We start from the raw sequence: 21,237 nt of genomic DNA on the forward strand, positions 1-21,237 counted from the left end.
TTAGCCTCCCGTCACCGGAGGAAAAAAGGCGACCTCGTCTTCATCGGTGATCGGGGTGGCGTCCGCTGCCATGACCTGATTCACCGCGCACAGCACTCTGCCTTCATCCAGCCTGGCAAACCGTGGATCCCGTTCCTTCAGCGCTCTCTTGAGCCCCGCCACATCGGAACTCGAAAGACTCGCCAGCGGGATCGAGAGCTCGCCCACGCCCAGTCGCTCACGCAATTCGGCCAGACACTTGACGCGAATGCAGGGCGACTCGGCATCGCAGCGGGTTCCAAGTGAGACTTCCCCAGCAGCGCACTCACCCGTGACAATCGGCGCCCCGGTCACCAGGCGCTGGTAATCGCCTGACTTTCCTCCCGTCTTGCTGTCGAGACGGATCTCGCCGATCTCCATGGACTTGTCCACCGCCTTGCACATGTCGTAAAGCGTCAAGCACGCAATGGAAACCGCCGTGAGCGCCTCCATCTCGACACCAGTACGACCAGTGAGGCGGCACGTCGCGGTAACCTCGACGCTCGATCTTGCCGAATCGAGGTGGAACTCGATGGTGACCTTGGATAACGCCAGCGAGTGGCACAGGGGGATCAGTTCGTGGGTCCGTTTGGCCGCCTGTATGCCCGCGATGCGGGCGGTCGCCAGTACGTCTCCCTTGGGCAAGCCGCCATCGGCGAGCAGGGCAAGGGTCGCGGGTTGCATCACGATCACACCGGACGCGCTTGCCTCGCGCTGACTTTCCGGCTTATCGCCGACGTCGACCATATGGGCCTCGCCACGAGCATTGAGATGGGTCAGAGCCATGAAATGAGCCTCATGAAAATCGTCATGGAAGTCGGTAAAGGGGATGAAGCGTGACCGCCTCGCCAGGTGTCACACTCTTGCGATCGGCACTGATCTCGATCAGACAATTGGCCATGACCATGGAAGAGAGAATACCGGATCCCTGCGCACCGGTGCTACGCACCGACAACTGCCCCTTGTCGTCGCAGCGATAAATTCCCCGCAGGTAATCGACACGCCCTACCCGGCTCTTCATGTCATGTTCAGCCAGGGCTGACAAGATAGGCAATGGGGTGATATCGCGGCCTTGCAGGCGAGACAGCAGCGGCGCCACCAGTTCGAGGAAAGTGACCATGACCGCGACGGGGTTGCCGGGCAAGCCCAGAAAGGGTACGCGTTGAGCACCAAGGGTGCCGCAGGCGAGCGGTCGTCCCGGCCGGATGGCAATGCGCCAGAAATCCAGCTCGCCGACCTCGGCCAGCGCTGTGCGCGTGAAATCGGCCTCGCCCACCGAGACGCCACCGCTGGTGATGATCAGATCGGCCTGGTCGGCGGCCTTTTCCAAGGCGTCGACCAGTACATCCTGGTCGTCCGGGAGAATACCGAGATCGATGGGCTCACCCCCGTGCTCGGCCACCAGCCCCTGAAGCGTGAATCGATTGGCATCATAGATACCGGCCGGCGGCAGCGGGGTTCCCGGCGCCGTGACTTCGTTGCCTGTCGAGAAAAGCGCTACCCTGGGCCTGCGAATCACCCGCACCCGGTCAAATCCCAGCGACGCCAGCAGACCCAGCTCAGCCGCCAATATCCGCGTTCCCGCCGCCAGCGCCAACTGGCCTCGCGCGATGTCCTCACCGGCTTGTCGAACATGCTGGCCACGCTTGACCGTTTCGGGCCGATCGATAACCACTCGGCCGTCATGCTCCTCGAGCTGCTCGATCATGATGACGGTATCGGCGCCGGGCGGCATTGGGGCCCCGGTCGTGATGCCCAGACATTCATCGGCCGCGAGGGGGCTAGGATATTGCTGACCGGCAAAAAGCTGACCAACACGACGCCAACTGCTAATGGAAGTCGCCTCTGACGACCACTGCAGCGCGATACCATCCATCGCCGCATTGGTATTGCCCGGCACATCGATGGGCGAAACGACCGACTCGGCAAGCACGCGCCCATGGGCCTCGCAGAGCGGCAGGGTCTCGTGAGCCAGCGACGACACTGCCAGCGCGAGTATCGCCTCGCGCGCCTCATCAACCGTCAGCATCCGCTCGCCGAGGTCGAAGCAGGATAGGGTCATCGGGCCTCCTCAGGGGCTACGGGGCGAGGGCCGCGCTGACCGACCCAGCGCGCCGGCCAGGCGGCGATCCAAGCGCCGAGTGAATCATGGTTGTTGAGGTCGAGCGACTCTACGCCGTCGGGCAGGGCCAGCGGTTGATCACTGGCGACCGCCTTGATCCACCGGTCCTCCCCGGCACGCAGCGGCTTGCCCAGCGAGGCGCGATGAAGCTCCAGCTTGGGCAACGGCCAGGCCTTGAAGCCCTCCACCAACACCAGGTCCGGTGATTGTTGACGCACCATCGCGATCAGCTCGACGAGATTCGCCTCATCGAACCCCGGTGTGTCCATCATCAGCGCTACCCTAGTGCGAGAAGCCACCACCATCGGCGCCGCTCCTGCCTCTCGCAGCCGGTAGCTGTCCTTGCCTGGCTGGTCGATGTCGAAGCCATGGTGGGCATGCTTGATGACGGCAACACGCAGCCCACGCTCACGCAAGCGTGGCAATAGCTGCTCGAGCAATGTCGTCTTGCCGGTGCCGCTCCAGGCGGCTATGCCCAGCAACGGCAGGTGTTCATCGAGAATCAGCCGCTCATGCAGGGTCTCGCTCATGGGCGTGGAACCTCCTCTTGCAGCGCCAGCTCCAGGCGCCGCTTCTCGTCTTCGGTATTGAGGTTGGCGAAGGCCTCGGGGCAGTCCGACACGTCCATCCGGCACCAGGCGTGGCGCGCATACCAGCGGTCGATCTTGCGTTCGCCAGCGCTCAGCGCCTCGCCCAGATCGTCCGCCAGCGCGGTACGAATCAAGGCCACCACGGGATGCAGCCGCTCACCGTCAAACGCCACCGCGATATCGGACCTGCCGATGCTGCCGATCAGCCTCGCTACCAGATCATGCGGCAGCGCCGGGCTATCGCAAGGCACTACCACCAACCAGGGCGTGGTGGCGGCACGCAGGCCGCTGTAAATGCCCATCAACGGCCCCTGAAAGCCCTCCTCGGCGTCGGCAATCACACGATCGGCGAGAGCACGGTAAGCCTCGAGGTGTCGGTTGGCATTGATCAAAACCTCAGCCACCCGGCCTTCCAGCCGTTCACGGACATGCAGCACCAGCGGTTGCCCGGCAAAGGTCTCCAGCCCCTTGTCACGCCCGCCCATTCGACGCCCTCGGCCGCCGGCCAGAATCAGCCCGGTAAGCTCGTCTTGCTTGATCATCGATGCTCCTGCTGGTGACGTTTTCCTGTTCCCCATGATGCCTGAGCCCGGCAGGGCACGCCACGCCGCCTCATCCGAATCGTGACAGGGCGAAAGCCCGGGAATGGCTTACCGCCAGCGACCTTAAACGGTATCCTGCGTGCACTATTCTTGACGGCCTTGTCTTGACGGCCCTGCTTGTCTCGATAACCCCACGTCATCAAAAACTTATACAAGCCGTACTCGACGCTCATCGAGTCGGCATGACAGGAGTAACGATGCAGACCCCACAGGGCGGTTTCGATGTCGGTACACGGTTGCGACAACTACGCAATGCGCGAGGCCTCTCGCAACGCGAGCTGGCCAAGCGTGCCGGCGTGACCAACAGCACCATCTCGCTCGTCGAGCAGAACAGCGTCAGCCCTTCGGTGAGTTCCCTGAAAAAGATTCTCGACGCACTGCCGGTATCGATCAGCGCTTTCTTTGCCGGCGAAGACACCAGCCAGCCGCGGCCCTTCTATCGTGCCGACGAACTCACCGAGATCGGCGACGGCCACCTTTCCTGGCGGCTGGTCGCAGCACGTCAGCCGGGTCGCAGCATGTCGATCATCCATGAGCGCTATCCGCCCGGCAGCGACAGCGGCGAGGAAATGTTCGAACACGAAGGTGAGGAAGGTGGCGTGGTAGTTGCCGGTGAGATTGAGATCACCGTCAGCGAAGAAGTCGCCGTGCTGGGGGAAGGAGATGCCTACTATTTCGACTCGCGCCTGCCCCATCGATTCCGCAACATCGGTGAGGCGGAGTGTGTAATCGTCAGTGCCAGTACCCCGCCGACCTTCTCGGACGGCGGACAGGAAAGGCATCACGTCTGAGGCGGCTTATTCGTCCTCTTCATCTCGTGGCAGCACCCAATTGAGCACAATGCCTACCAGCGCCGCCAGGCTGACGCCCTGAAGGGTGAATTGGCCGCCCCCGAACTGCATGCCGCCGATACCGAACACCAGCACCAGCGATACCACCACCAGATTGCGTGGCGCGGTCAACGGCTTGCCGGCACGCACCAGGGTATTCATGCCCACCACGGCGATCGACCCGAAAAGCAGCGTCATGATGCCGCCCATGACGGGGCCGGGAATAGTCTGCAGTAGCGCGCCCAGCTTGCCGACAAAGGCCAGGACGATGGCAATGACTGCTGCCACCACCACGATTCTCGGGTCAAAGGCGCGCGTCAGGGTCACCGCGCCAGTCACTTCCGAGTAGGTGGTGTTGGGTGGGCCACCGAACAGCGCCGCTGCGGTCGTGGCCAGGCCGTCGCCCAGCAGGGTGCGGTGCAGGCCGGGTTTCTCGAGGTAATTACGGCGCGTGACCGAGCCAATGGCGACCATATCACCGATGTGCTCGACGGCCGGCGCAATGGCCACGGGAATCATGAACAGGATAGCGGCCCAGTGAAAGCTCGGCGCCGTAAAGCTGGGCAGGGCCAGCCAGGCGGCCTCCTGCACGGGCGTGAAATCGACCACCCCCATCAGCAGGGCCAGCAGGTAGCCGGTGACGATCCCCCCCATGATGGGGATCAGGCGCAGCAGCCCACGACCGAACACGGCGAGGACCAGGGTTACCAGCAGGCTGACCATCGACAAGAAGACCGCCGGGCCGTAATCGATGTTATCGCTGGTCTGGCCGGTGGCCATCTCAACCGCCACCGGCGCCAGGGCCAGGCCGATCACCATGATCACCGGCCCGACAACCACCGGCGGCAGCAAACGGTGCAGCCAGCCCGTCCCCTTGAGCCGCACCACCTGGGAAATCGCCACATACACCAGGCCGGCCGCCATCAAACCGCCCAGCGTGGCGGATACCCCGAAGCTTGCCACGGAGCCCTGGATCGGCGCGATAAAGGCGAAGGACGACGCCAGGAACACCGGCACCGTGACCCGCGTCACGCCATGGAAGATCAGCGTGCCGATACCGGCGGTGAATAGCGCCACATTGGGATCAAGCCCGGTCAGCAGTGGTACCAGCACCAGCGCACCAAAGGCCACGAACAGCATCTGCGCCCCGGTCAGCAGCGTCTTGGGCCAAGAGTCGACGGGCGCCTGCGCCGTCGCTGCTGAATCTGTCATGGGAGTGTCTCCATCGTTATGTTTATCGGGGCAGAAAAACGCCCCTGATCGGTAGCCGCAGGGGCGAAAACTTAGCGTCAGAATTTTGAATAGCAACCGCAGTGAGCGCGGCCAGTTCTTGTCGAAAATCAGCGGGTGCCGAAGATCTTGTCTCCCGCATCGCCGAGACCTGGAACGATATAGCCGTTCTCGTCGAGATGGTCGTCGATCCCGGCGGTGTAGATCTCGATATCCGGGTAGGTGGCCTGCACCCGCTTGATGCCCTCCGGCGCGGCCACCAGCACGATCACCTTCATGAGCTTGCAACCCCGTTCGCGCAACATGTCCAGCGTCGCCACCATGGTGCCACCGGTTGCCAGCATCGGGTCGATGACAATCGCCATGCGCTCGTCCAGATCTCCTGCGAACTTGGCGAAATACGGCACCGGCTCCAGGGTCTGTTCGTCACGGTACAATCCCACGACACTGACACGCGCACTGGGAATAAGGTCGGTGACGCCATCGAGCATACCGAGTCCCGCCCGCAGGATCGGCACGATGGTGACCTTCTTGCCCTTCAGCAGCTGCACCGGAATCGGCACGCCGTTCCAGCCATCGATCTCCTGCTCCTGCAGCTCCAGATCCTGGGTCGCTTCGTAGGTCAGCAGTTTGGCCAGCTCGCCGGCCAGCTCACGAAAGCTCTTGGTGCTGATACCGGCTTCGCGCATTAGACCCAACTTATGCTGGACCAGGGGATGCTTGATCGCATGGACGCTCATGGTCAGACCTCTTGGAAGACACAACGGAAGGAACGGTAATTGCCTCAAGCGCCGCATGGGCCAGGCGACAAATTGCGCGCCATTCTACCCGTATCGTCGGTCCAGGTTAAGGCACGCTGGCCTCGGGATCGGCAGGCAATTGCCAATCGATAGGCGATCGGCCCTGCTGCTCGAGAAAGGCATTGGCTTGCGAGAAATGGTGATTGCCGAAGAAGCCACGATGGGCCGATAGCGGAGAAGGATGCGGCGACTCCAGCACCAGGTGGCGAGAGGTATCGACCAGGGCCTTTTTCTTGCGCGCAGGACTCCCCCACAACAGAAATACCGACGGTTTGGCATGCTCGTTGACCGCTGCGATAGCCCGGTCGGTGAAGGTTTCCCAGCCTTTGCCACGATGCGAGCCGGCATTGCCTCGCTCAACGGTCAGCGACGTATTGAGCAGCAGCACGCCCTGACGGGCCCAGTATTCGAGATTGCCGTGGTTGACGGGTTCAACGCCCAGATCGGCGGCCAATTCCTTGTAGATATTGACCAGCGATGGCGGCACCGGCACCTCGGGGCGCACCGAGAAACACAGCCCATGGGCCTGGTTGGGGCCGTGGTAAGGGTCCTGACCCAGTATCACCACCTTGACCTGATCCAGCGGAGTCAATTCAAAAGCCCGGAACCAGTCGGACGAGTGCGGGTAGATGACCTTATGGGAAGATTTCTCGGCGGACAGGAAGTCGCGCAGCACCTGCATGTAAGGTTTTTCGAACTCGGCGCCCAGCCATTCTTGCCAGCTGTCGGGGAGCGGACTGTTCATGATGTAGCGCCTCGCTTGATGGACCGGCGGTCGGCCTCTGGCATTGATCGCAGCGGTTGGATCACTCGTCTTCAGTAAAGGAGCAGACCGCAAAAACCCCGTAGCCAGCCTCACGAATCCGGCTGGAGCCTCCAAGGTCCGGCAGATCGATGATGGTGGAGGTTTCCACCACCTGGCCGCCGCTGCGGGTGATGAGCTTGGCGGCCGCCAGCATGGTGCCGCCGGTTGCGATCAGATCATCGACGATAAGAATGCGATCGCCTTCCCTGAAAGCATCGGAATGCAGTTCTACCTCCGCCTGACCGTATTCCAGCGTGTAGGTTTCGCTGATGGTCTTGAAGGGCAGCTTGCCCTTCTTGCGTACTGGCACGAAGCTACAGTTCAACTCATAGGCCAGTGGCGCACCGACAATGAAACCGCGGGCATCGATGGCGGCGATTGCGTCCAGTTCCATGTCCTGGTAACGATGCACGAAACTGTCGATCAGCTTGCGAAACGCCGAGCTGTTCTGCAGCAGCGGGGTAATGTCGCGAAAGTTGACCCCCGGCTGCGGCCAGTCAGGGACGGTACGGATCACGGTCTTGATATAGTCGCCGTAGATGCTCATCAAAACGAGTCTCGGTGAGTGAATGCAGTCGATGTGGGATCAGTCGAGGAACAGGAACTTGGCAGCAAACAGCAAGGCCAGCAACACCACCGCAGGATTAAGGTCCTGGAAGCGACCAGACAGCGCCTTGATGGCAGCATAGCTGATGAAGCCCAGCGCGATGCCTTCGGCAATGGAGAAGGTCAACGGCATGGCCAGGGCGGCAATCAGCACCGGAGCGGCGTCGGTAGGATCGTCCCAGTTGGCGTGAGCCAGGCTACCCGCCATCAGCACCGCCACGTAGAGCAGTGCCCCGGCGGTCGCATAGGCGGGAATGGAGCCCGCTAGCGGTGCGAAGAACAGGCTGATCAGAAACAGCACAGCGACCACTACGGCGGTCAGCCCGGTGCGCCCACCCGAGGCGATGCCAGCGGTGGATTCGATATAGCTCGTGGTGGTAGAGGTGCCAAGCACAGCGCCCGCCATGGATGCACTGCTGTCGGCCATCATCGCACGGCCCAGACGTGGCAGCTTGCCGTTCTCGTCGAGCAAGCCACCCTTGTGAGCCACCCCTACCAGCGTGCCGGAGGTATCGAACAGGTCGACGAACAGAAAGGCGAAAATTACGCTGAGCATCGCCACATCAAGTGCCCCGACCAGGTCCATGGCCATGAAGGTCGGCCCGATGGAAGGCGGCATGGACATGAAGCCACCGAACTCGTTGTGGCCAAACAGCATTGCCAGCAAGGTGACCCCGAGAATGCCGATCATGACCGCGCCGGTCACCTTGAGATAGGCCAGAGCCGTGATTACGAAGAAGCCCAGCAAGGCATAGAGGGCCGCCGGCTCGGAAAGATCACCCAGTGCCACATAAGTGGCCTCGTTGGCGACCACGATGCCCGCATTCTTCAAGGCGATCATTGCCAGAAACAGACCAATACCGGCGGCAATGCCAAGCCGCAGCGAGAGCGGAATCGAGTTGATGATCCACTCGCGAATCTTGAAGATACTGAGCAGAAAGAAGCAAAAACCGGAGAGAAATACCGCACCCAGAGCTGCCTCCCACGTATAACCCATGCCCAGCACGACGCCATAGGTGAAAAAGGCATTCAGGCCCATCCCAGGCGCCTGGGCAATGGGATAATTGGCCCACAGCCCCATGATCAGACAGCCCAACGCCGCCGCCAGGCAGGTGGCGACAAACACCGCCCCATAATCCATTCCGGCCTGAGACAGGATGCTGGGGTTGACGAAGATGATATAGGCCATGGTCAGGAAGGTCGTGATCCCCGCGATGACCTCGGTCTTGACGTTAGTGTGATGCTCGGTCAGCTTGAAATGATTGTCGATCAGGCGTTTCAGCATGGGAGTCGTTCCTGCGCGCATGGCCACCCAGGGCCAGTGAGAGGGCGAGAAAAGCCGTTCATGGTAACCAAAGCCCTGCAGGGATGCGAGGCAGCGAACACTCTCACGATTCGTTGCCGCGTAAGGCCAGCACACGTTCAACCGTCTCGACGATGGCCTGGGTCTGGGGGTCGATTTCGATATTGACGCGATCGCCCGGCTTGCGATCCGCCAGGACCGTTCGAGCCAGGGTTTCGGGAATCAGATTGACGCAGAAACGCGGACCATGGACGGCATCGGGCTGACGTACCTCACCGATGGTCAGGCTGATGCCATCGACACCGATATAGCCCTTGTCGAAAAGAAAGCGCCCCAGCTCATGCGATAGTTCAAACCAGAGGCGGCGGTTGTCAGGGGCTTCATCGATATCCACCAGTCCGGCCGTGGCGATCACATGGCCCGACATGGCGTGCCCGCCGATCTCGTCGCCGAAGCGTGCTGCCCGCTCGATATTGACGCGATCCCCCACCTTCAACGCACCAAGGTTGGTCACGCGCAGGGTTTCGCGCATCAAATCAAAGCGCACTCGCTCGCCTTCGATGGCGGTCACCGTGAGGCAGACCCCGTTATGGGCTACCGAAGCGCCGGGCACGAGCCCTGCCCGAAGCGCTTCAGGCATGGCGACAACATGCGTGCGAAACGCCTCTGCCTCCTCGATGGCGATGATTTCTGCCGTTCCCTGCACGATGCCGGTGAACATTGACGCTCCTCACGATGGCGGCCATGCACCGCTGGGTGAAAAGCAGTGCGCCGCGGGTTTTAGAAGAAAGAGGCCGATAGCATAAAAAATTCCGCCCGTGCCCGTCCATGCAAGAACCACGGCCATGGGACCAATCTTGACAGCCTTCTGCTTTGGTCGTAGCCTTCGCGCACTTTTAACGGCGCCGATTTGACCCCCGGATTGCGGGCGCCACCGCCACCTGCCCGCCCGACCGTAAAAGCGGCGCCACTTCGGTGGCTCATATGATCCGACTTCGCACGGTTTCCAAGACCTATGGCAGCGGCCCGTCGGCCGTTACTGCCCTCAGGAACGTTGATCTGCATGTCCCGAAAGGCCAGATCCATGGTGTGATCGGTCTCTCGGGGGCGGGCAAATCGACGCTGATCCGTTGTGTGAACCTGCTCGAGCGCCCTACCCAAGGGATTGTCAGCGTCGATGGCCAGGAGCTTACTGGACTTTCCGGGACGGCGCTGAATCAGGCGCGGCATCGCATCGGCATGATCTTCCAGCATTTCAACCTGCTGACCAACCGAACGGTTTACCGGAATGTCGCGCTGCCTCTGGAGTTGATGGGGATGGCGCGCGGCGAGATCCGCGAGCGGGTCGATCCCTTGCTCAAGATGGTGGGCCTGGATGACAAGACAGACCAATATCCAGCACAGCTATCGGGTGGTCAGAAGCAGCGGGTGGCGATCGCCAGAGCGCTCGCCAGCCGGCCCAAGGTGCTGTTGTGCGACGAGGCCACCTCGGCGCTCGACCCACAGACCACCGGCTCCATTCTGGCGCTGCTGCGTGATATCAATCGCCAGCTTGGCCTGACCATCCTGCTGATTACCCATGAAATGGAAGTCGTCAAAACGATATGCCATCGCGTCAGCCTGATTTCCGACGGCGCACTGGTCGAAGAGGCCGATGTCGGTGACTTCTTCACCGCACCGCGTACCGAACTGGGCCGCCGCTTTCTCAATGACTTTCTGGAACTCGAGCCTCCCCGAGCGCTGATCGAGCGACTCGAAGCGTCTCCCGGCGAACACAACCACCCCGTCGTGCGCCTCGCCTTTTCGGGAGATGCCGTCTCCACGCCGCTTATCTCACGACTCGCCAGAGAATGCGGCGTTGACGTCAGCATTCTCCAGGCCAAGGTGGAGTCGATACAGGATCGCACCCTCGGTCTGATGATTGCCGAGCTGATGGGCCCCGCGGAAAAGACCCGGGAAGCCATCGATTATCTGGAAGATCACAACCTGAACGTGGAGGTGCTTGGCCATGTCCAGCGCGATGCTTGAGCTGATTCTCGAAGCCACCCTGGACACACTCTACATGGTGGCACTGTCCGGTGTGATTTCGGCGTTGGTCGGCATACCGCTGGGTGTGCTGCTCTATGTCACTCGTCCGCGGCAGGTCATGGCCCACCCGTTGCTCAACCGCAGCCTGGGCATCATTACCAATATCGGGCGCTCGATCCCGTTCATCATCCTGATGGTGGCGATCATTCCCTTCACCCGCATGCTGGTGGGTACATCGATCGGTACCAACGCCGCCGCTGTACCATTGACCATCGCTGCCATTCCCTTTGTGGCACGCCTCGTCGAAGGTGCGCTCAACGAGATTCCCCCGGGGCTGGTCGAGGCCGCTCAATCCATGGGGGCGACGCCATGGCAGGTGATTACCAAGGTCCTGGTGCCGGAGGCTCGTGGCGGCATCTTCACCGCCCTCACGGTGACGGCCGTCACCCTGGTCAGCTACTCGGCCATGGCCGGTGCGGTAGGAGGAGGAGGTCTCGGGGACCTGGGCATCCGCTACGGTTATAACCGCTTCAATCCTACCGTCATGTTGATCACGGTCGTGGTCCTGATCGTGATGGTGCAGGGCTTTCAAAGCCTGGGGGATTACCTGGTGCGCAAGAGCGATCACAAGTGATTATTGGTCTTGATAACCAAAATGCATTACAGATTCACGCGTTATTTCTTTAGTATGCTTAATGGTTATTCATGATCTTCAAGAAGGAGACACTCGAGATGCGCAAGACGCTGATTGGCACCCTGACCGCTGCCGCCCTCACCGTGACCGCAGGAGCGACCATCGCCGACGAGCACACCATTAAGGTAGGCACCGTGGCGGGGCCCGAAACCGAGGTCATGCAGGTCGCCGTGGATATCGCCGAGCGCGAGTATGGTCTCGAAGTCGAAGTCATCGAATTCACCGACTACGTGACGCCCAATGCCGCGCTGGCCGACGGCAGCCTCGATGCCAACGCCTACCAGCACGAGCCCTACATGCGCTCCATGGTCGAGGATCGTGGCTATGATTTCGCGGTGGCCGGCTATACGTTCGTCTACCCGATCGGCGCTTACTCCGAAAAGTACGATAGCATCGACGCCTTGCCGGAGGGTGCCATCATCGCCCTTCCCAACGACCCCTCCAACGAGGGCCGTGCGCTGATCCTGATGCACAACGAAGGCCTGATCACGCTGGACGACCCGGAGAACCTCGAGGCGACGCCCATCGATATCGTCGAGAACCCGCGCGACTTCGACTTTCGCGAAATCGAAGCGGCGCAATTGCCTCGCGTGCTGCCCGATGTCGATATGGCATTCATCAACAATACCTTTGCCCAGCCCGCCGGCTTGAGCCTCGACGATGCGCTGATCAAGGAAGGCCCCGAATCGCCCTATGTGAACCTGATCGTGGTGCGTGAGGGTGACGAGAATCGCGAGGCCATAAAACAGCTAGTCGAGTCGTACCAGACCGAAGAAGTCGAAGCCAAGGCAGACGAACTCTTCGGACCGCAAGCGGTGCCCGGCTGGAAGTGATAATCCCTCATTGAGAGATGAGCTGAGGCCGGCCACTGTGCCGGCCCTTTTCGTTCAACCGACCCTTTTCATTCGAGGAGCCGCTTATGACACCGGACTACCCCTTGCTCGTCCGCCAACTCGAAGCCCTGCTCGACACGCTCGACTGGTTGAGCAACAGCGCGCAGACCTGCGCTTTCATCATGCAGGAAGTCGGCGAGCTGAATTGGGTCGGCTTCTATCTGCACCGCCAGCCCAACATGCTCAGCCTCGGGCCTTTCCAGGGCAAGCCGGCCTGCCACCCCATCCCTTTCGAAAAGGGCGTGTGTGGTGCCGCGGCCCGTACCAGAGAGACCCAGCGCATCGACGATGTTCACGCCGTGGCCGACCACATCGCTTGCGATAGCGCCTCGAATGCCGAGCTCGTCGTCCCGATCGTGGTGAAGGGCCAGCTATGGGGGGTACTGGATCTGGACAGCCCGACAAAGGCACGCTTCACTACAAACGACCAGGCCGGTATCGAATCGCTCGTGACGGTGTTCATCGACAAGACCGAGCTGACCACGACGGCGCTGACATAGCAAAACGCCCCCACAGCCAAGCTGCGGGGGCGTTTCAGAACTGGTAGGACCAAGCGGATTTGAACCGCTGACCTCCACGATGTCAACGTGGCGCTCTAACCAACTGAGCTATGGTCCTGCAGGAAGTAGTTGCCGGTGAGCTGGTAGGACCAGGCGGATTTGAACCGCCGACCTCCACGATGTCAACGTGGCGCTCTAACCAACTGAGCTATGGTCCTGCTTCCTGTTTTATCCTGTTCTCCCAAGGCTATCTTTCCGGGACCTTGGATATCTACCTAGAACAGGCTGGGCGCGCTATCCTGCCGGACGCGCCCTGGCAACGAGGACATATCTTACCGATATCGCTTAACTTTGCAAGCCCATAGGCACTCATAAGCGGTCGCTCTTGACCCGCTCCACCGCTTCGAGCCATCCAAGATAGAGCCGCTGACGCTCGCCTTCTTCCATGCTGGGAAAGAAACTGCGCTCGCACTGCCAAAGCGACGCGATCTCGTCGAGATCCTGATACCAGCCCAGCCGTAACCCGGCCAGATACGCCGCGCCAAGGGCAGTGGTTTCGAGCACGGTGGGCCGGTCCACCTGAACCCCCAGCATATCCGCCAGGAATTGCATGACCCAGCTGTTGCATACCATGCCCCCATCGACGCGCAAGGCACCGGGCGAGGCCGCCATATCATCAAGCATGCAGGTCTGCAGATCCCGGGTCTGATAGCACACCGCCTGCAGCCCGGCTGCCACGATCTCGGCGATGCCGGTGTCTCGGGTCAGCCCGAGTATCGCCCCTCTCGCCTTGGGATCCCAGTGGGGCGCACCGAGCCCGGTAAACGCCGGCACCAGGTAGACGCTGTGGCCATCGCGTGTCTCGCTTGCCAGGGACTCCGTTTCGGAAGCGTTGGCGAATAGCTGCAGCCCGTCCCGCAGCCACTGCACCGTGGCTCCGGCCACGAAGATACTGCCCTCCATCGCATATGTCGGCTTGCCGTTCAGACGATAGCCCACCGTAGTCAGGAGGCGATTGCGCGAGGTCTCAGCCACATCGCCAGTGTTGACGATCATGAAGCAGCCGGTGCCATAGGTGCTCTTGCCCATACCCGGTGCAAAGCAGGCCTGGCCGACCAGTGCGGCCTGCTGGTCGCCGGCCACGCCCGCAATGGGAAGCTCTCCGCCGAACCAGTTGGCCTCGACCCGACCGAAATCATCGCTGGAGTCCTTGACCTCCGGCAGCAGGCTGGCCGGAATATTGAACAGCTCGAGAAGAGCCGGGTCCCACTGTTGTTCGTGAATATTGAAAAGCGCGGTGCGTGATGCATTGGTCGCGTCAGTGGCGTGAACTTTCCCACCGGTAAGGCGCCAGATCAGGAAGCTGTCGACGGTGCCGAAGGCCAGCTCTCCCCGCTCGGCACGCTCACGAGCCCCTTCAACGTGTTCGAGCATCCAGACAAGCTTGGTCGCCGAAAAATACGGGTCGATCAAGAGCCCAGTGCTTGCCTGCAACAAGTCGGAATGTCCCTGCTCTCGCAGTGCCTGGCAGCTATCCGCAGTCCGACGATCCTGCCAGACGATCGCATTATACAACGGCTTCCCGGTTGCCCTGTCCCACAACAGGGTGGTCTCGCGCTGATTGGTAATGCCCACCCCGATAATCTGATCGATCCCCACCTGCACCTTTTCGATCACCTCACGACAAGTGGCGAGGACCGTCTCCCAGATTGCTTCCGGGTCGTGTTCTACCCACCCATCGTCTGGGAAATGCTGAGTGAATTCGCGTTGCGACATTGCCACATTACGCCCCGCGCGATCGAAGAGGATGGCGCGGGAACTGGTTGTTCCCTGATCGATGGCAAGCAGGTAGTCAGTCATGCCAGCTCCTGTCATTATATGTTCGGTTATGATCATCAAGGGTACTGCAGTGTGTTCGGAATGCTTTACTACCTTCGTCGCACACGGCCTGACCTGCACCTGCCTAAACCCGCCAGGATCCCCTACAATGGGACGATCGAAAGGAAGCCGACATGAATCAGCAACAACGACAGAATGCGATCGTCGATCTGGTCCGTCATCAGGGCTATGCCAGTATCGAGCAGCTCACCGAACATTTCGTGGTTACCCCACAGACTATTCGACGCGACCTGAACGCCCTGGCCGGCGAAGGCATGATCCGCCGTGTCCATGGCGGTGCCGGGCTCGAATCCAGCACGGTCAATACCGCTTACAGCACTCGCAAGACCCTGAATCTGGAAGCCAAGCAGCACATCGCCGAGTTACTGGCTCAGCATGTTCCCGATCATGCCTCCCTGTTCATCAACATCGGCACCAGCAACGAAGTCATCGCTGAAGCGCTGCTCGGGCATCAGGGGCTGGAAGTCATCACCAACAACCTCAAGGTAGCCGCCATCCTGCAGCCCAAGGAAGATTTCAATGTCATCATCGCGGGCGGGCAGGTCCGCTCTCGTGACGGCGGGATCATCGGTGAGGCGACCATCGATTTCATTAACCAGTTCAAGGTCGATTTCGGCATCATCGGCATCAGCGGGATCGACGAGGATGGCTCGCTACTTGAATTCGATTATCAGGAAGTACGTGTCGCCCAGGCAATCATCCAAAACTCTCGCCAAGTCTATCTGGCTGCTGATCACTCAAAGTTTCATCGCAACCCGGTAGTACGCCAAGGCAATATCGCGCAGCTGGACGCGCTGTTCACCGACCGTCAGCCCCCCGATGCCGTGCTTCGCTTACTGGAAATCCATGATGTCGCTCTGCATATCGCCTGACTCGCGCCGCTCATCCATCACCATTTGCCTCTAAGACTGTATCTTGTCGTCATCGCTGCCCCAGGCCTTTCTGTTCGTTTTTGGCCACCTCATGTTCGGTTAAAAACATTCAGGTTTACCAAGGTACTCAGCAGTTACTCGACGTCGTCAATCATCATTTCAAGCCTCCGCTGGAGCGTGGCGATGACGTGGCAACACGGCGCCCGTCTCATGCCGCCTGATTCCCTGGCCAGGTCGGGTGTGTTATGAATGATGTTCGGCCAGCTGATAAAGAATCGGATCATGCTCGACCTGCTCATCTGTATCGCGTCCACGTTATTGCTTGCCATGACGCTGTTGGGCAGGTTACCCACTCATTGGTGGTGGATACGCGCATGCGAATTTCCGCGTCTGCAGATCAGCGCCCTCGCTTTAGTCACCGCAGCGCTCTCCCCTCTCGCCGAAACTCCCTGGTTCGGATATGCGCTGGTCACCAGCCTGCTGACCTTGGCACTACAGCTTCCCCGTATCCTGCCCTGGACACGGCTCTGGCCCCTCCAGGTACAGCCAGCCGAGCCGGGCCAAGCACCTCGTTGCGTGACCTTGCTGGTGGCCAACGTGCTTACCTCAAATCGTCGTTCAGAGAAGCTCATCAGCGTGATCCATCAACACGACCCCGACCTGGTGTTGACGCTGGAATCCGATGAGTGGTGGCAGGAGCGTCTCGACGAAGCGCTGGACGAAGACTGGCCCTATAGTGTCAAGGTTCCGCTGGACAACCTTTACGGCATGCATTTGTATTCGCGACTGCCGCTGGATCGTCCTGTAGTGAAGTGGCTCATTCAGGATGACATCCCCTCGATCCATACCGGCGTCACGCTCGCCAGTGGCGACATCATCAGGCTGCACGCCCTGCACCCCCGGCCACCAGCGCCTAACGAGAGCGAGGAGTCACTTTGGCGTGACGCAGAACTGCTGCTTATAGGCAAACGCATCCACGAGAACCCGCTGCCCACCCTGGTGGCCGGGGATCTCAATGACGTGGCCTGGTCACGCTCCACACGTCTGTTCTGCCGCGTCAGTGGCATGCTTGATCCGCGTATCGGTCGCGGCATGTACAGCACCTTCCATGCGGCCTATCCCTTCTTGCGCTGGCCGTTGGATCATATTTTCGTCAGCGAGCATTTCACTCTCGACACCATGCATCGCCTGCCCAAAATCGGCTCAGATCATTTCCCGTTTCTCGCCACCTTGTGCTTTCGCCCTTCACGTGCCGATGAAGCCACCACGCCCGAGGCCGACCTTGAGGAATATCGCGAGGCCAATGAGACAATTCGTGAAGGCCGGGAGCGGGAACAGCAAGACTGACCCGTCATTGCTTCCTGCCAGCGCCATCCCGCTTGTCGTAACTCCTTACGCCGCTTATTGCGGTATTCCTCCTCGCGTCAGCGCAGCGGGGTCCAGCAGCCGTTCGAGCTCCTCGCGGGAAAGCCCCGTCTGCTCCTGAGCCACGTCGATGATCGGACGGCCAGCCTGATAGGCCTTCTTGGCGATCGCGGCCGCAGCGTTATAGCCAATCACCGAATTAAGCGCGGTTACCAGAATGGGATTGCGCGACAACGGCTCGGCCAGGTTTGCCTCACGCACCTTGAACGTGGCGATGGCACGGTCCGCCAGCAGCCAGGCAGTGTTGCTCATCAGACCAAGAGATGTATGGAGATTATGAGCGATCAGGGGAAGCATCACGTTGAGCTGGAAGTTACCGCTCTGGCCGGCCACCGTCACCGCGGCGTCGAGACCGATTACCTGGGCGGCGGCCTGGGCGGCAGACTCCGGAATCACCGGGTTGACCTTGCCAGGCATGATCGAGCTGCCCGGCTGCAGCGCCTCAAGCTCGATCTCGCCCAGACCGGCCAGGGGACCCGAGTTCATCCAGCGCAAGTCATTGGCGATCTTCATCACCACACAAGCCAACCCCTTGAGCTGGCCGGAGAGTTCGACCGCCGCGTCCTGGGAGCCGAGGCTGGCGAAAAAGCTGTCATTGGGAGTCAACGCCAGTCCGGTCTGGTCACTCAGGTCACGAGCCATGCGCTCGGCAAACTCGGGATGAGCGTTGATGCCAGTGCCGACTGCCGTGCCGCCTTGTGCCAACCGGCAGAGGCGCACCATGGCGCTGTCCAGCCGTTCGATGGCTTGCCCGATCTGACTCGACCAGCCACCAAGCTCCTGTCCGAGTCGTAACGGCATGGCGTCCATCAGGTGCGTACGCCCCGTCTTGACCACGCCATCGAGCTCCACCGCACGGGCATCGATAGTCTGTCGCAAGTGCACCAGGGCCGGGCGCAGACGGGACTGAACCGCCAGCGCCGCCGACAGATGAATCGCGGTCGGCACCACGTCATTGCTCGACTGGCCCATGTTGACGTGATCGTTGGCGCCGACATCTTGTCCTTCCCGGGTCGCCAGATGCGCAATGACCTCATTGACGTTCATGTTGGACGAAGTGCCGGACCCGGTCTGGAAGATATCGATCGGGAACTGGCTATCGTGATGACCGGCAATCACCTGCTCGGCGGCGGCAACGATCGCCTCGGCACGCGGGGGGTCGAGCAACCCCAGGTCGCGATTGACCCGGGCGGCGGCCAGCTTGATGCGCGCGATGGCATGGATGAATGCCGTGGGCATAGGTTGCCCCGAGACAGGAAAATTATTGACGGCACGCTGGGTCTGCGCCCCGTAAAGGGCCGATGCCGGCACCTCCAGCTCACCCATGCTGTCCTGCTCGATACGATAATCACTCATGCTCCCGACCTCCCTGAGACGCTGGATCTGTTCCTCTACCATGGTGGTCGTCCCGAAAGCTTGCAAGTTCAAGCGGCTCGCAAGAGTCGTCTCGCATGAATCAGGGCAGCCTGGCCGGCATGGCGCAAGTGCCCGTATTTCCAGGATCGGCGACGCTTTTGCGCTATGCTCTCTGGGCAAGCCATCCACTACCCTCGCTGGGAGAGCCAAGATGACACGCTGGATACTTCCCCTCCTGATCGCCCTGCTGCTCGCTGGATGTCAGGTCATCGAGCCCCGTTATCCTGCCGGGGAGCGTGAGCGCATCGAAGTGATCGAGAAAGGGGTCGAGTCACCCGAAGTGGATGAGCGGGAGGCATCGCCACCGCCTACCACGAGGCGCGTACCCCGCCAGGTCGCCTTTCCTGCAGAAGAATATGCCGCGCTCGACAAGACCGGCAGTGGCGTCATCACGGGACAGCTGACCCTCAGTGGGCGCCCGATTCCGGATCGCCCGGTCTCGGTAGCGCCGGTCACCACCTATTCGGCCGAAGCGGCGGAACAGGCCTTGGCGGGGCGTGCAGTGGAGCCTGCCGACCCCAGGGCGAGAGACTATACGCATACCGGCAGGACCGACGGCAACGGGCGCTTTCGCATCAACGGACTACCCGCGGGCGAATTCTATGTCTCGAGCAGTGGACGCGACCCTGCCAGCGGCGAAACGCGTGTGATCATTCACCAGATCAGTCTCGGCAGCGGCCAGCAGCGCAATGTTGATCTCAGTCGCTAGCGTTTTGCTCAGTGGCTGCGGCTACCAGCCCAGCGCCTGCTTGACGAACGGTATGGTGAGTTTGCGTTGGGCAGAGAGCGACGCCACATCGAGTCGCTCGAGTAGCGCGAACAGGTCGATGAGGCGTCGTGGGCCGCGATGCAGAATATAGCGGGCGACCTCGTCGGACAGCTCGATGCCTCGCTCCTTCGCCCGCATTTGCAGCGCCGCGAGGCGGTCACTATCATCCAGCCCTTGTACGTGGAAGGTCATGCCCCAGCTAAGGCGAGAGCGCAGGTCAGGCAGGACGGCCGGAAGCTGCCGTGGCGGTGATTCTGCCGCCACCACCAGCTGTTTGCCTGAATCCCGCAGGCGATTGAAGGCATGGAACAAGGCCTCTTCCCAGCGTTCACGACCCATCACCCGGTCGAGATCGTCGATGGCAACCAGGTCCAGGCGCTCAATCTCCTCCAGCATCAGGGGAGGGAAATGGCCCAACTCCTTCAACGGGAGATAGAGAGCGCGACAATCCCGCACCGTGGCGGCATGGCAAGCAGCCTGCAAGAGATGAGTGCGGCCGGTGCCCGGCGCGCCCCAGAGATATAGGAGCGGCTCGCCCCCCACATCGAACTGCTGCTTGAGCCAGCCGACCAGGGTGGCGTTGGGGCCTGGGTAAAAGTTGGCAAATGTCGCGTCGTCTCGCCGCCCCACCCCCAGCGGCAATTGTCGGGAGTCACCTTTCATGGCAATTCCTCGTCCTTGAGACGATGACGGTCGGCATCATAGAGCGAGCTGTTCTTGTAGTGTCCGTGCAGATAACGCAGCACCACCATGATCATCGCGGCCACCGGTAGCGCCAGCAGCACGCCCGTGAAACCGAATAGCTGCCCCCCCGCCAGCACCGCGAAGATCACGGCCACGGGATGCAGGCCGATCTTGTCGCCAAGCAGCTTGGGCTGCAGCACCACGGTCTCGACAAACTGGCCGAAACCGAACACCGCGGCAACGCCCACCAGGATCAGCCAGTCGCCGAACTGGAAGAAGGCCACAAGCCCAGCCACGCTGATGCCGACGATCACGCCCAAGTACGGCACGATACTCGCCAACCCCGCAAGCATGCCAATCAGCACCCCGAAGCTGACGCCCAGCAGCGTCAGCCCCACGGCATAAATCGCCCCCAGGCACAGCATGACAATCAACTGACCGCGCAGGAAAGCCGACAGCACCTCATCGCATTCACGCGCCAGTCGCACGAGGGAAGGCTCCCAGCTTCTCGGCAGCGAAGCGCGACACTTGGCCATGATGGCGTCCCAATCCAGCAAGAGATAGAAAGTGACCACCGGAATCAGCGCCAGATTGGCGATCCAGGCGATCAATGCCAATCCCGAACGCGAAGCTTGCGCCAGCAGGCCCGCGGCGAAGCTGCCGGTTTCCTTCCAGTTATCTACCACCGCCTGGCGGATCTCGTCGATGTCGGTGCTCAAATCCATGCCGGTGAGTGACTGGATGTGCGGCACCACCGTACTCTGCACCCAGATAAGCACCACGGGCAGAGCCTCGACCAACTGTCCAAGCTGACGACCCAGAATCGGCACCACCAGCAGCAACGTCAGCCCGATGATCAGGGTCAACAACAGGAACACCAGCGATACCGACAGGCGCCGCGACAGCCCCATCGCTTCCAGACGGTCGGCCAGGGGGTCCCCCAGATACGCGAGGATCATGCTGATAAAGAAAGGCATCAACACCGGCTCGATACTGATGAAGAACCAGAACACCACCACCGCCACCCCAGCGGCTACCCACCACTGCTTCTGCATCGCTTACTCCTTGGACATGACGGGTTACAGGCTGCCAGCCATACGTCGTGATGGTACAATTTCGGCCCCAATCTTGACCCATGCGTCCCGCATCAC

General features: G+C 61.1%; 22 protein-coding genes and 2 tRNA genes. 8 read left to right on the forward strand and 16 right to left on the reverse strand.

Going from position 1 to position 21,237, the window contains the following annotated elements; genetic code table 11:
• Genes moaC through mobA form a run of 4 tightly spaced genes read right to left on the reverse strand, consistent with a single transcriptional unit; the run spans position 1 to position 3,272 of the window.
• On the reverse strand, positions 1 to 804 hold the full coding sequence (gene moaC, locus BM341_RS01195; protein WP_089792093.1) for a cyclic pyranopterin monophosphate synthase MoaC: 804 nt from the start codon (positions 802 to 804) through the stop codon (positions 1 to 3).
• Positions 805 to 826: 22 nt separating this feature from the next.
• Entirely contained in the window at positions 827 to 2,080 is a 1,254-nt protein-coding gene (gene moeA / locus BM341_RS01200; RefSeq protein WP_089792094.1) for a molybdopterin molybdotransferase MoeA, read from the reverse strand.
• The gene (gene mobB / locus BM341_RS01205; RefSeq protein WP_089792096.1) at positions 2,077 to 2,670 is read right to left on the reverse strand and encodes a molybdopterin-guanine dinucleotide biosynthesis protein B; all 594 of its coding nucleotides are present in this window, start codon (positions 2,668 to 2,670) and stop codon (positions 2,077 to 2,079) included. The genes moeA and mobB overlap by 4 nt, the downstream gene beginning before the upstream one ends.
• Positions 2,667 to 3,272: a molybdenum cofactor guanylyltransferase MobA gene (gene mobA, locus BM341_RS01210; protein WP_089792097.1), complete on the reverse strand. Its 606-nt coding sequence runs from the start codon at positions 3,270 to 3,272 to the stop codon at positions 2,667 to 2,669. The genes mobB and mobA overlap by 4 nt, the downstream gene beginning before the upstream one ends.
• A 257-nt stretch (positions 3,273 to 3,529) precedes the next feature.
• On the opposite strand from mobA, the gene BM341_RS01215 reads away from it, so the two are divergent.
• Positions 3,530 to 4,123 (forward strand): cupin domain-containing protein, encoded by a 594-nt coding sequence (locus BM341_RS01215; RefSeq protein ID WP_089792099.1) that lies wholly within the window; start codon positions 3,530 to 3,532, stop codon positions 4,121 to 4,123.
• Positions 4,124 to 4,129: 6 nt separating this feature from the next.
• Here the strand turns inward: BM341_RS01215 and BM341_RS01220 are convergent, their stop codons facing one another.
• The 6 genes from BM341_RS01220 to BM341_RS01245 form a co-directional block, all read right to left on the reverse strand.
• On the reverse strand, positions 4,130 to 5,374 hold the full coding sequence (locus tag BM341_RS01220) for a uracil-xanthine permease family protein (protein WP_089792101.1): 1,245 nt from the start codon (positions 5,372 to 5,374) through the stop codon (positions 4,130 to 4,132).
• 128 nt (positions 5,375 to 5,502) lie between these two features.
• The gene (gene upp, locus BM341_RS01225; protein ID WP_089792104.1) at positions 5,503 to 6,132 is read right to left on the reverse strand and encodes a uracil phosphoribosyltransferase; all 630 of its coding nucleotides are present in this window, start codon (positions 6,130 to 6,132) and stop codon (positions 5,503 to 5,505) included.
• Between the two features lie 106 nt (positions 6,133 to 6,238).
• Positions 6,239 to 6,937 (reverse strand): uracil-DNA glycosylase, encoded by a 699-nt coding sequence (gene ung / locus BM341_RS01230; protein ID WP_175507761.1) that lies wholly within the window; start codon positions 6,935 to 6,937, stop codon positions 6,239 to 6,241.
• Positions 6,938 to 6,998: 61 nt separating this feature from the next.
• Positions 6,999 to 7,544 (reverse strand): adenine phosphoribosyltransferase, encoded by a 546-nt coding sequence (locus BM341_RS01235; RefSeq protein ID WP_089792106.1) that lies wholly within the window; start codon positions 7,542 to 7,544, stop codon positions 6,999 to 7,001.
• A 39-nt stretch (positions 7,545 to 7,583) separates the two neighbouring features.
• Complete coding sequence (locus BM341_RS01240; RefSeq protein ID WP_089792108.1) at positions 7,584 to 8,888, reverse strand: NCS2 family permease; 1,305 nt, start codon at positions 8,886 to 8,888, stop codon at positions 7,584 to 7,586.
• A gap of 103 nt (positions 8,889 to 8,991) precedes the next feature.
• Positions 8,992 to 9,627 (reverse strand): riboflavin synthase subunit alpha, encoded by a 636-nt coding sequence (locus BM341_RS01245; protein ID WP_089792111.1) that lies wholly within the window; start codon positions 9,625 to 9,627, stop codon positions 8,992 to 8,994.
• Between the two features lie 263 nt (positions 9,628 to 9,890).
• Here BM341_RS01245 and BM341_RS01250 point away from each other — a divergent pair, with 263 nt between their 5' ends.
• From BM341_RS01250 to BM341_RS01265, 4 genes are all read left to right on the forward strand, one after another.
• Positions 9,891 to 10,934 (forward strand): methionine ABC transporter ATP-binding protein, encoded by a 1,044-nt coding sequence (locus BM341_RS01250; protein ID WP_089792113.1) that lies wholly within the window; start codon positions 9,891 to 9,893, stop codon positions 10,932 to 10,934.
• The gene (locus tag BM341_RS01255; RefSeq protein WP_089792115.1) at positions 10,915 to 11,568 is read left to right on the forward strand and encodes a methionine ABC transporter permease; all 654 of its coding nucleotides are present in this window, start codon (positions 10,915 to 10,917) and stop codon (positions 11,566 to 11,568) included. The genes BM341_RS01250 and BM341_RS01255 overlap by 20 nt, the downstream gene beginning before the upstream one ends.
• Positions 11,569 to 11,666: 98 nt before the next feature.
• Complete coding sequence (locus tag BM341_RS01260; protein ID WP_089792117.1) at positions 11,667 to 12,461, forward strand: MetQ/NlpA family ABC transporter substrate-binding protein; 795 nt, start codon at positions 11,667 to 11,669, stop codon at positions 12,459 to 12,461.
• Positions 12,462 to 12,547: 86 nt separating this feature from the next.
• Entirely contained in the window at positions 12,548 to 13,021 is a 474-nt protein-coding gene (locus BM341_RS01265; RefSeq protein ID WP_089792119.1) for a GAF domain-containing protein, read from the forward strand.
• Between the two features lie 41 nt (positions 13,022 to 13,062).
• On the opposite strand, the gene BM341_RS01270 is transcribed toward BM341_RS01265, so the two are convergent.
• The 3 genes from BM341_RS01270 to glpK form a co-directional block, all read right to left on the reverse strand.
• Positions 13,063 to 13,139 (reverse strand) — tRNA-Val (locus tag BM341_RS01270).
• 23 nt (positions 13,140 to 13,162) lie between these two features.
• A tRNA-Val gene (locus BM341_RS01275) sits at positions 13,163 to 13,239 on the reverse strand.
• Between the two features lie 151 nt (positions 13,240 to 13,390).
• On the reverse strand, positions 13,391 to 14,881 hold the full coding sequence (gene glpK / locus BM341_RS01280; RefSeq protein ID WP_089792121.1) for a glycerol kinase GlpK: 1,491 nt from the start codon (positions 14,879 to 14,881) through the stop codon (positions 13,391 to 13,393).
• Between the two features lie 152 nt (positions 14,882 to 15,033).
• On the opposite strand from glpK, the gene BM341_RS01285 reads away from it, so the two are divergent.
• Positions 15,034 to 15,792: a DeoR/GlpR family transcriptional regulator gene (locus BM341_RS01285; protein WP_089792123.1), complete on the forward strand. Its 759-nt coding sequence runs from the start codon at positions 15,034 to 15,036 to the stop codon at positions 15,790 to 15,792.
• Between the two features lie 282 nt (positions 15,793 to 16,074).
• Entirely contained in the window at positions 16,075 to 17,139 is a 1,065-nt protein-coding gene (locus BM341_RS01290) for an endonuclease/exonuclease/phosphatase family protein (protein WP_089792125.1), read from the forward strand.
• Positions 17,140 to 17,193: 54 nt separating this feature from the next.
• Here the strand turns inward: BM341_RS01290 and BM341_RS01295 are convergent, their stop codons facing one another.
• Positions 17,194 to 18,573, reverse strand: coding sequence for a class II fumarate hydratase (locus BM341_RS01295; protein ID WP_089792127.1), 1,380 nt, complete (start codon positions 18,571 to 18,573; stop codon positions 17,194 to 17,196).
• Between the two features lie 211 nt (positions 18,574 to 18,784).
• Between BM341_RS01295 and BM341_RS01300 the strand changes: the two genes are divergently transcribed.
• Positions 18,785 to 19,342, forward strand: a complete 558-nt coding sequence (locus BM341_RS01300; RefSeq protein WP_089792129.1) for a carboxypeptidase-like regulatory domain-containing protein — start codon at positions 18,785 to 18,787, stop codon at positions 19,340 to 19,342.
• A 21-nt stretch (positions 19,343 to 19,363) separates the two neighbouring features.
• On the opposite strand, the gene hda is transcribed toward BM341_RS01300, so the two are convergent.
• Positions 19,364 to 20,065 carry a DnaA regulatory inactivator Hda gene (gene hda / locus BM341_RS01305; protein WP_089792131.1) on the reverse strand — a complete coding sequence of 234 codons (702 nt, stop codon included), beginning with the start codon at positions 20,063 to 20,065 and terminating at the stop codon, positions 19,364 to 19,366.
• On the reverse strand, positions 20,062 to 21,141 hold the full coding sequence (locus BM341_RS01310; protein ID WP_089792133.1) for an AI-2E family transporter: 1,080 nt from the start codon (positions 21,139 to 21,141) through the stop codon (positions 20,062 to 20,064). The genes hda and BM341_RS01310 overlap by 4 nt, the downstream gene beginning before the upstream one ends.
• Between the last annotated feature and the right edge of the window lie 96 nt (positions 21,142 to 21,237).

It is taken from the genome of Halomonas korlensis, from assembly GCF_900116705.1.
Lineage (GTDB): Bacteria > Pseudomonadota > Gammaproteobacteria > Pseudomonadales > Halomonadaceae > Halomonas > Halomonas korlensis.

Bases quoted from the DNA above. Each gene is read 5' to 3' on its own strand.
- moaC (WP_089792093.1), bottom strand. From the start codon at position 804: ATGGCTCTGACCCATCTCAATGCTCGTGGCGAGGCCCATATGGTCGAC.
- moeA (WP_089792094.1), bottom strand. From the start codon at position 2,080: ATGACCCTATCCTGCTTCGACCTCGGCGAGCGGATGCTGACGGTTGAT.
- mobB (WP_089792096.1), bottom strand. From the start codon at position 2,670: ATGAGCGAGACCCTGCATGAGCGGCTGATTCTCGATGAACACCTGCCG.
- mobA (WP_089792097.1), bottom strand. From the start codon at position 3,272: ATGATCAAGCAAGACGAGCTTACCGGGCTGATTCTGGCCGGCGGCCGA.
- BM341_RS01215 (WP_089792099.1), top strand. From the start codon at position 3,530: ATGCAGACCCCACAGGGCGGTTTCGATGTCGGTACACGGTTGCGACAA.
- BM341_RS01220 (WP_089792101.1), bottom strand. From the start codon at position 5,374: ATGACAGATTCAGCAGCGACGGCGCAGGCGCCCGTCGACTCTTGGCCC.
- upp (WP_089792104.1), bottom strand. From the start codon at position 6,132: ATGAGCGTCCATGCGATCAAGCATCCCCTGGTCCAGCATAAGTTGGGT.
- ung (WP_175507761.1), bottom strand. From the start codon at position 6,937: ATGAACAGTCCGCTCCCCGACAGCTGGCAAGAATGGCTGGGCGCCGAG.
- BM341_RS01235 (WP_089792106.1), bottom strand. From the start codon at position 7,544: ATGAGCATCTACGGCGACTATATCAAGACCGTGATCCGTACCGTCCCT.
- BM341_RS01240 (WP_089792108.1), bottom strand. From the start codon at position 8,888: ATGCTGAAACGCCTGATCGACAATCATTTCAAGCTGACCGAGCATCAC.
- BM341_RS01245 (WP_089792111.1), bottom strand. From the start codon at position 9,627: ATGTTCACCGGCATCGTGCAGGGAACGGCAGAAATCATCGCCATCGAG.
- BM341_RS01250 (WP_089792113.1), top strand. From the start codon at position 9,891: ATGATCCGACTTCGCACGGTTTCCAAGACCTATGGCAGCGGCCCGTCG.
- BM341_RS01255 (WP_089792115.1), top strand. From the start codon at position 10,915: ATGTCCAGCGCGATGCTTGAGCTGATTCTCGAAGCCACCCTGGACACA.
- BM341_RS01260 (WP_089792117.1), top strand. From the start codon at position 11,667: ATGCGCAAGACGCTGATTGGCACCCTGACCGCTGCCGCCCTCACCGTG.
- BM341_RS01265 (WP_089792119.1), top strand. From the start codon at position 12,548: ATGACACCGGACTACCCCTTGCTCGTCCGCCAACTCGAAGCCCTGCTC.
- glpK (WP_089792121.1), bottom strand. From the start codon at position 14,881: ATGACTGACTACCTGCTTGCCATCGATCAGGGAACAACCAGTTCCCGC.
- BM341_RS01285 (WP_089792123.1), top strand. From the start codon at position 15,034: ATGAATCAGCAACAACGACAGAATGCGATCGTCGATCTGGTCCGTCAT.
- BM341_RS01290 (WP_089792125.1), top strand. From the start codon at position 16,075: ATGCTCGACCTGCTCATCTGTATCGCGTCCACGTTATTGCTTGCCATG.
- BM341_RS01295 (WP_089792127.1), bottom strand. From the start codon at position 18,573: ATGAGTGATTATCGTATCGAGCAGGACAGCATGGGTGAGCTGGAGGTG.
- BM341_RS01300 (WP_089792129.1), top strand. From the start codon at position 18,785: ATGACACGCTGGATACTTCCCCTCCTGATCGCCCTGCTGCTCGCTGGA.
- hda (WP_089792131.1), bottom strand. From the start codon at position 20,065: ATGAAAGGTGACTCCCGACAATTGCCGCTGGGGGTGGGGCGGCGAGAC.
- BM341_RS01310 (WP_089792133.1), bottom strand. From the start codon at position 21,141: ATGCAGAAGCAGTGGTGGGTAGCCGCTGGGGTGGCGGTGGTGGTGTTC.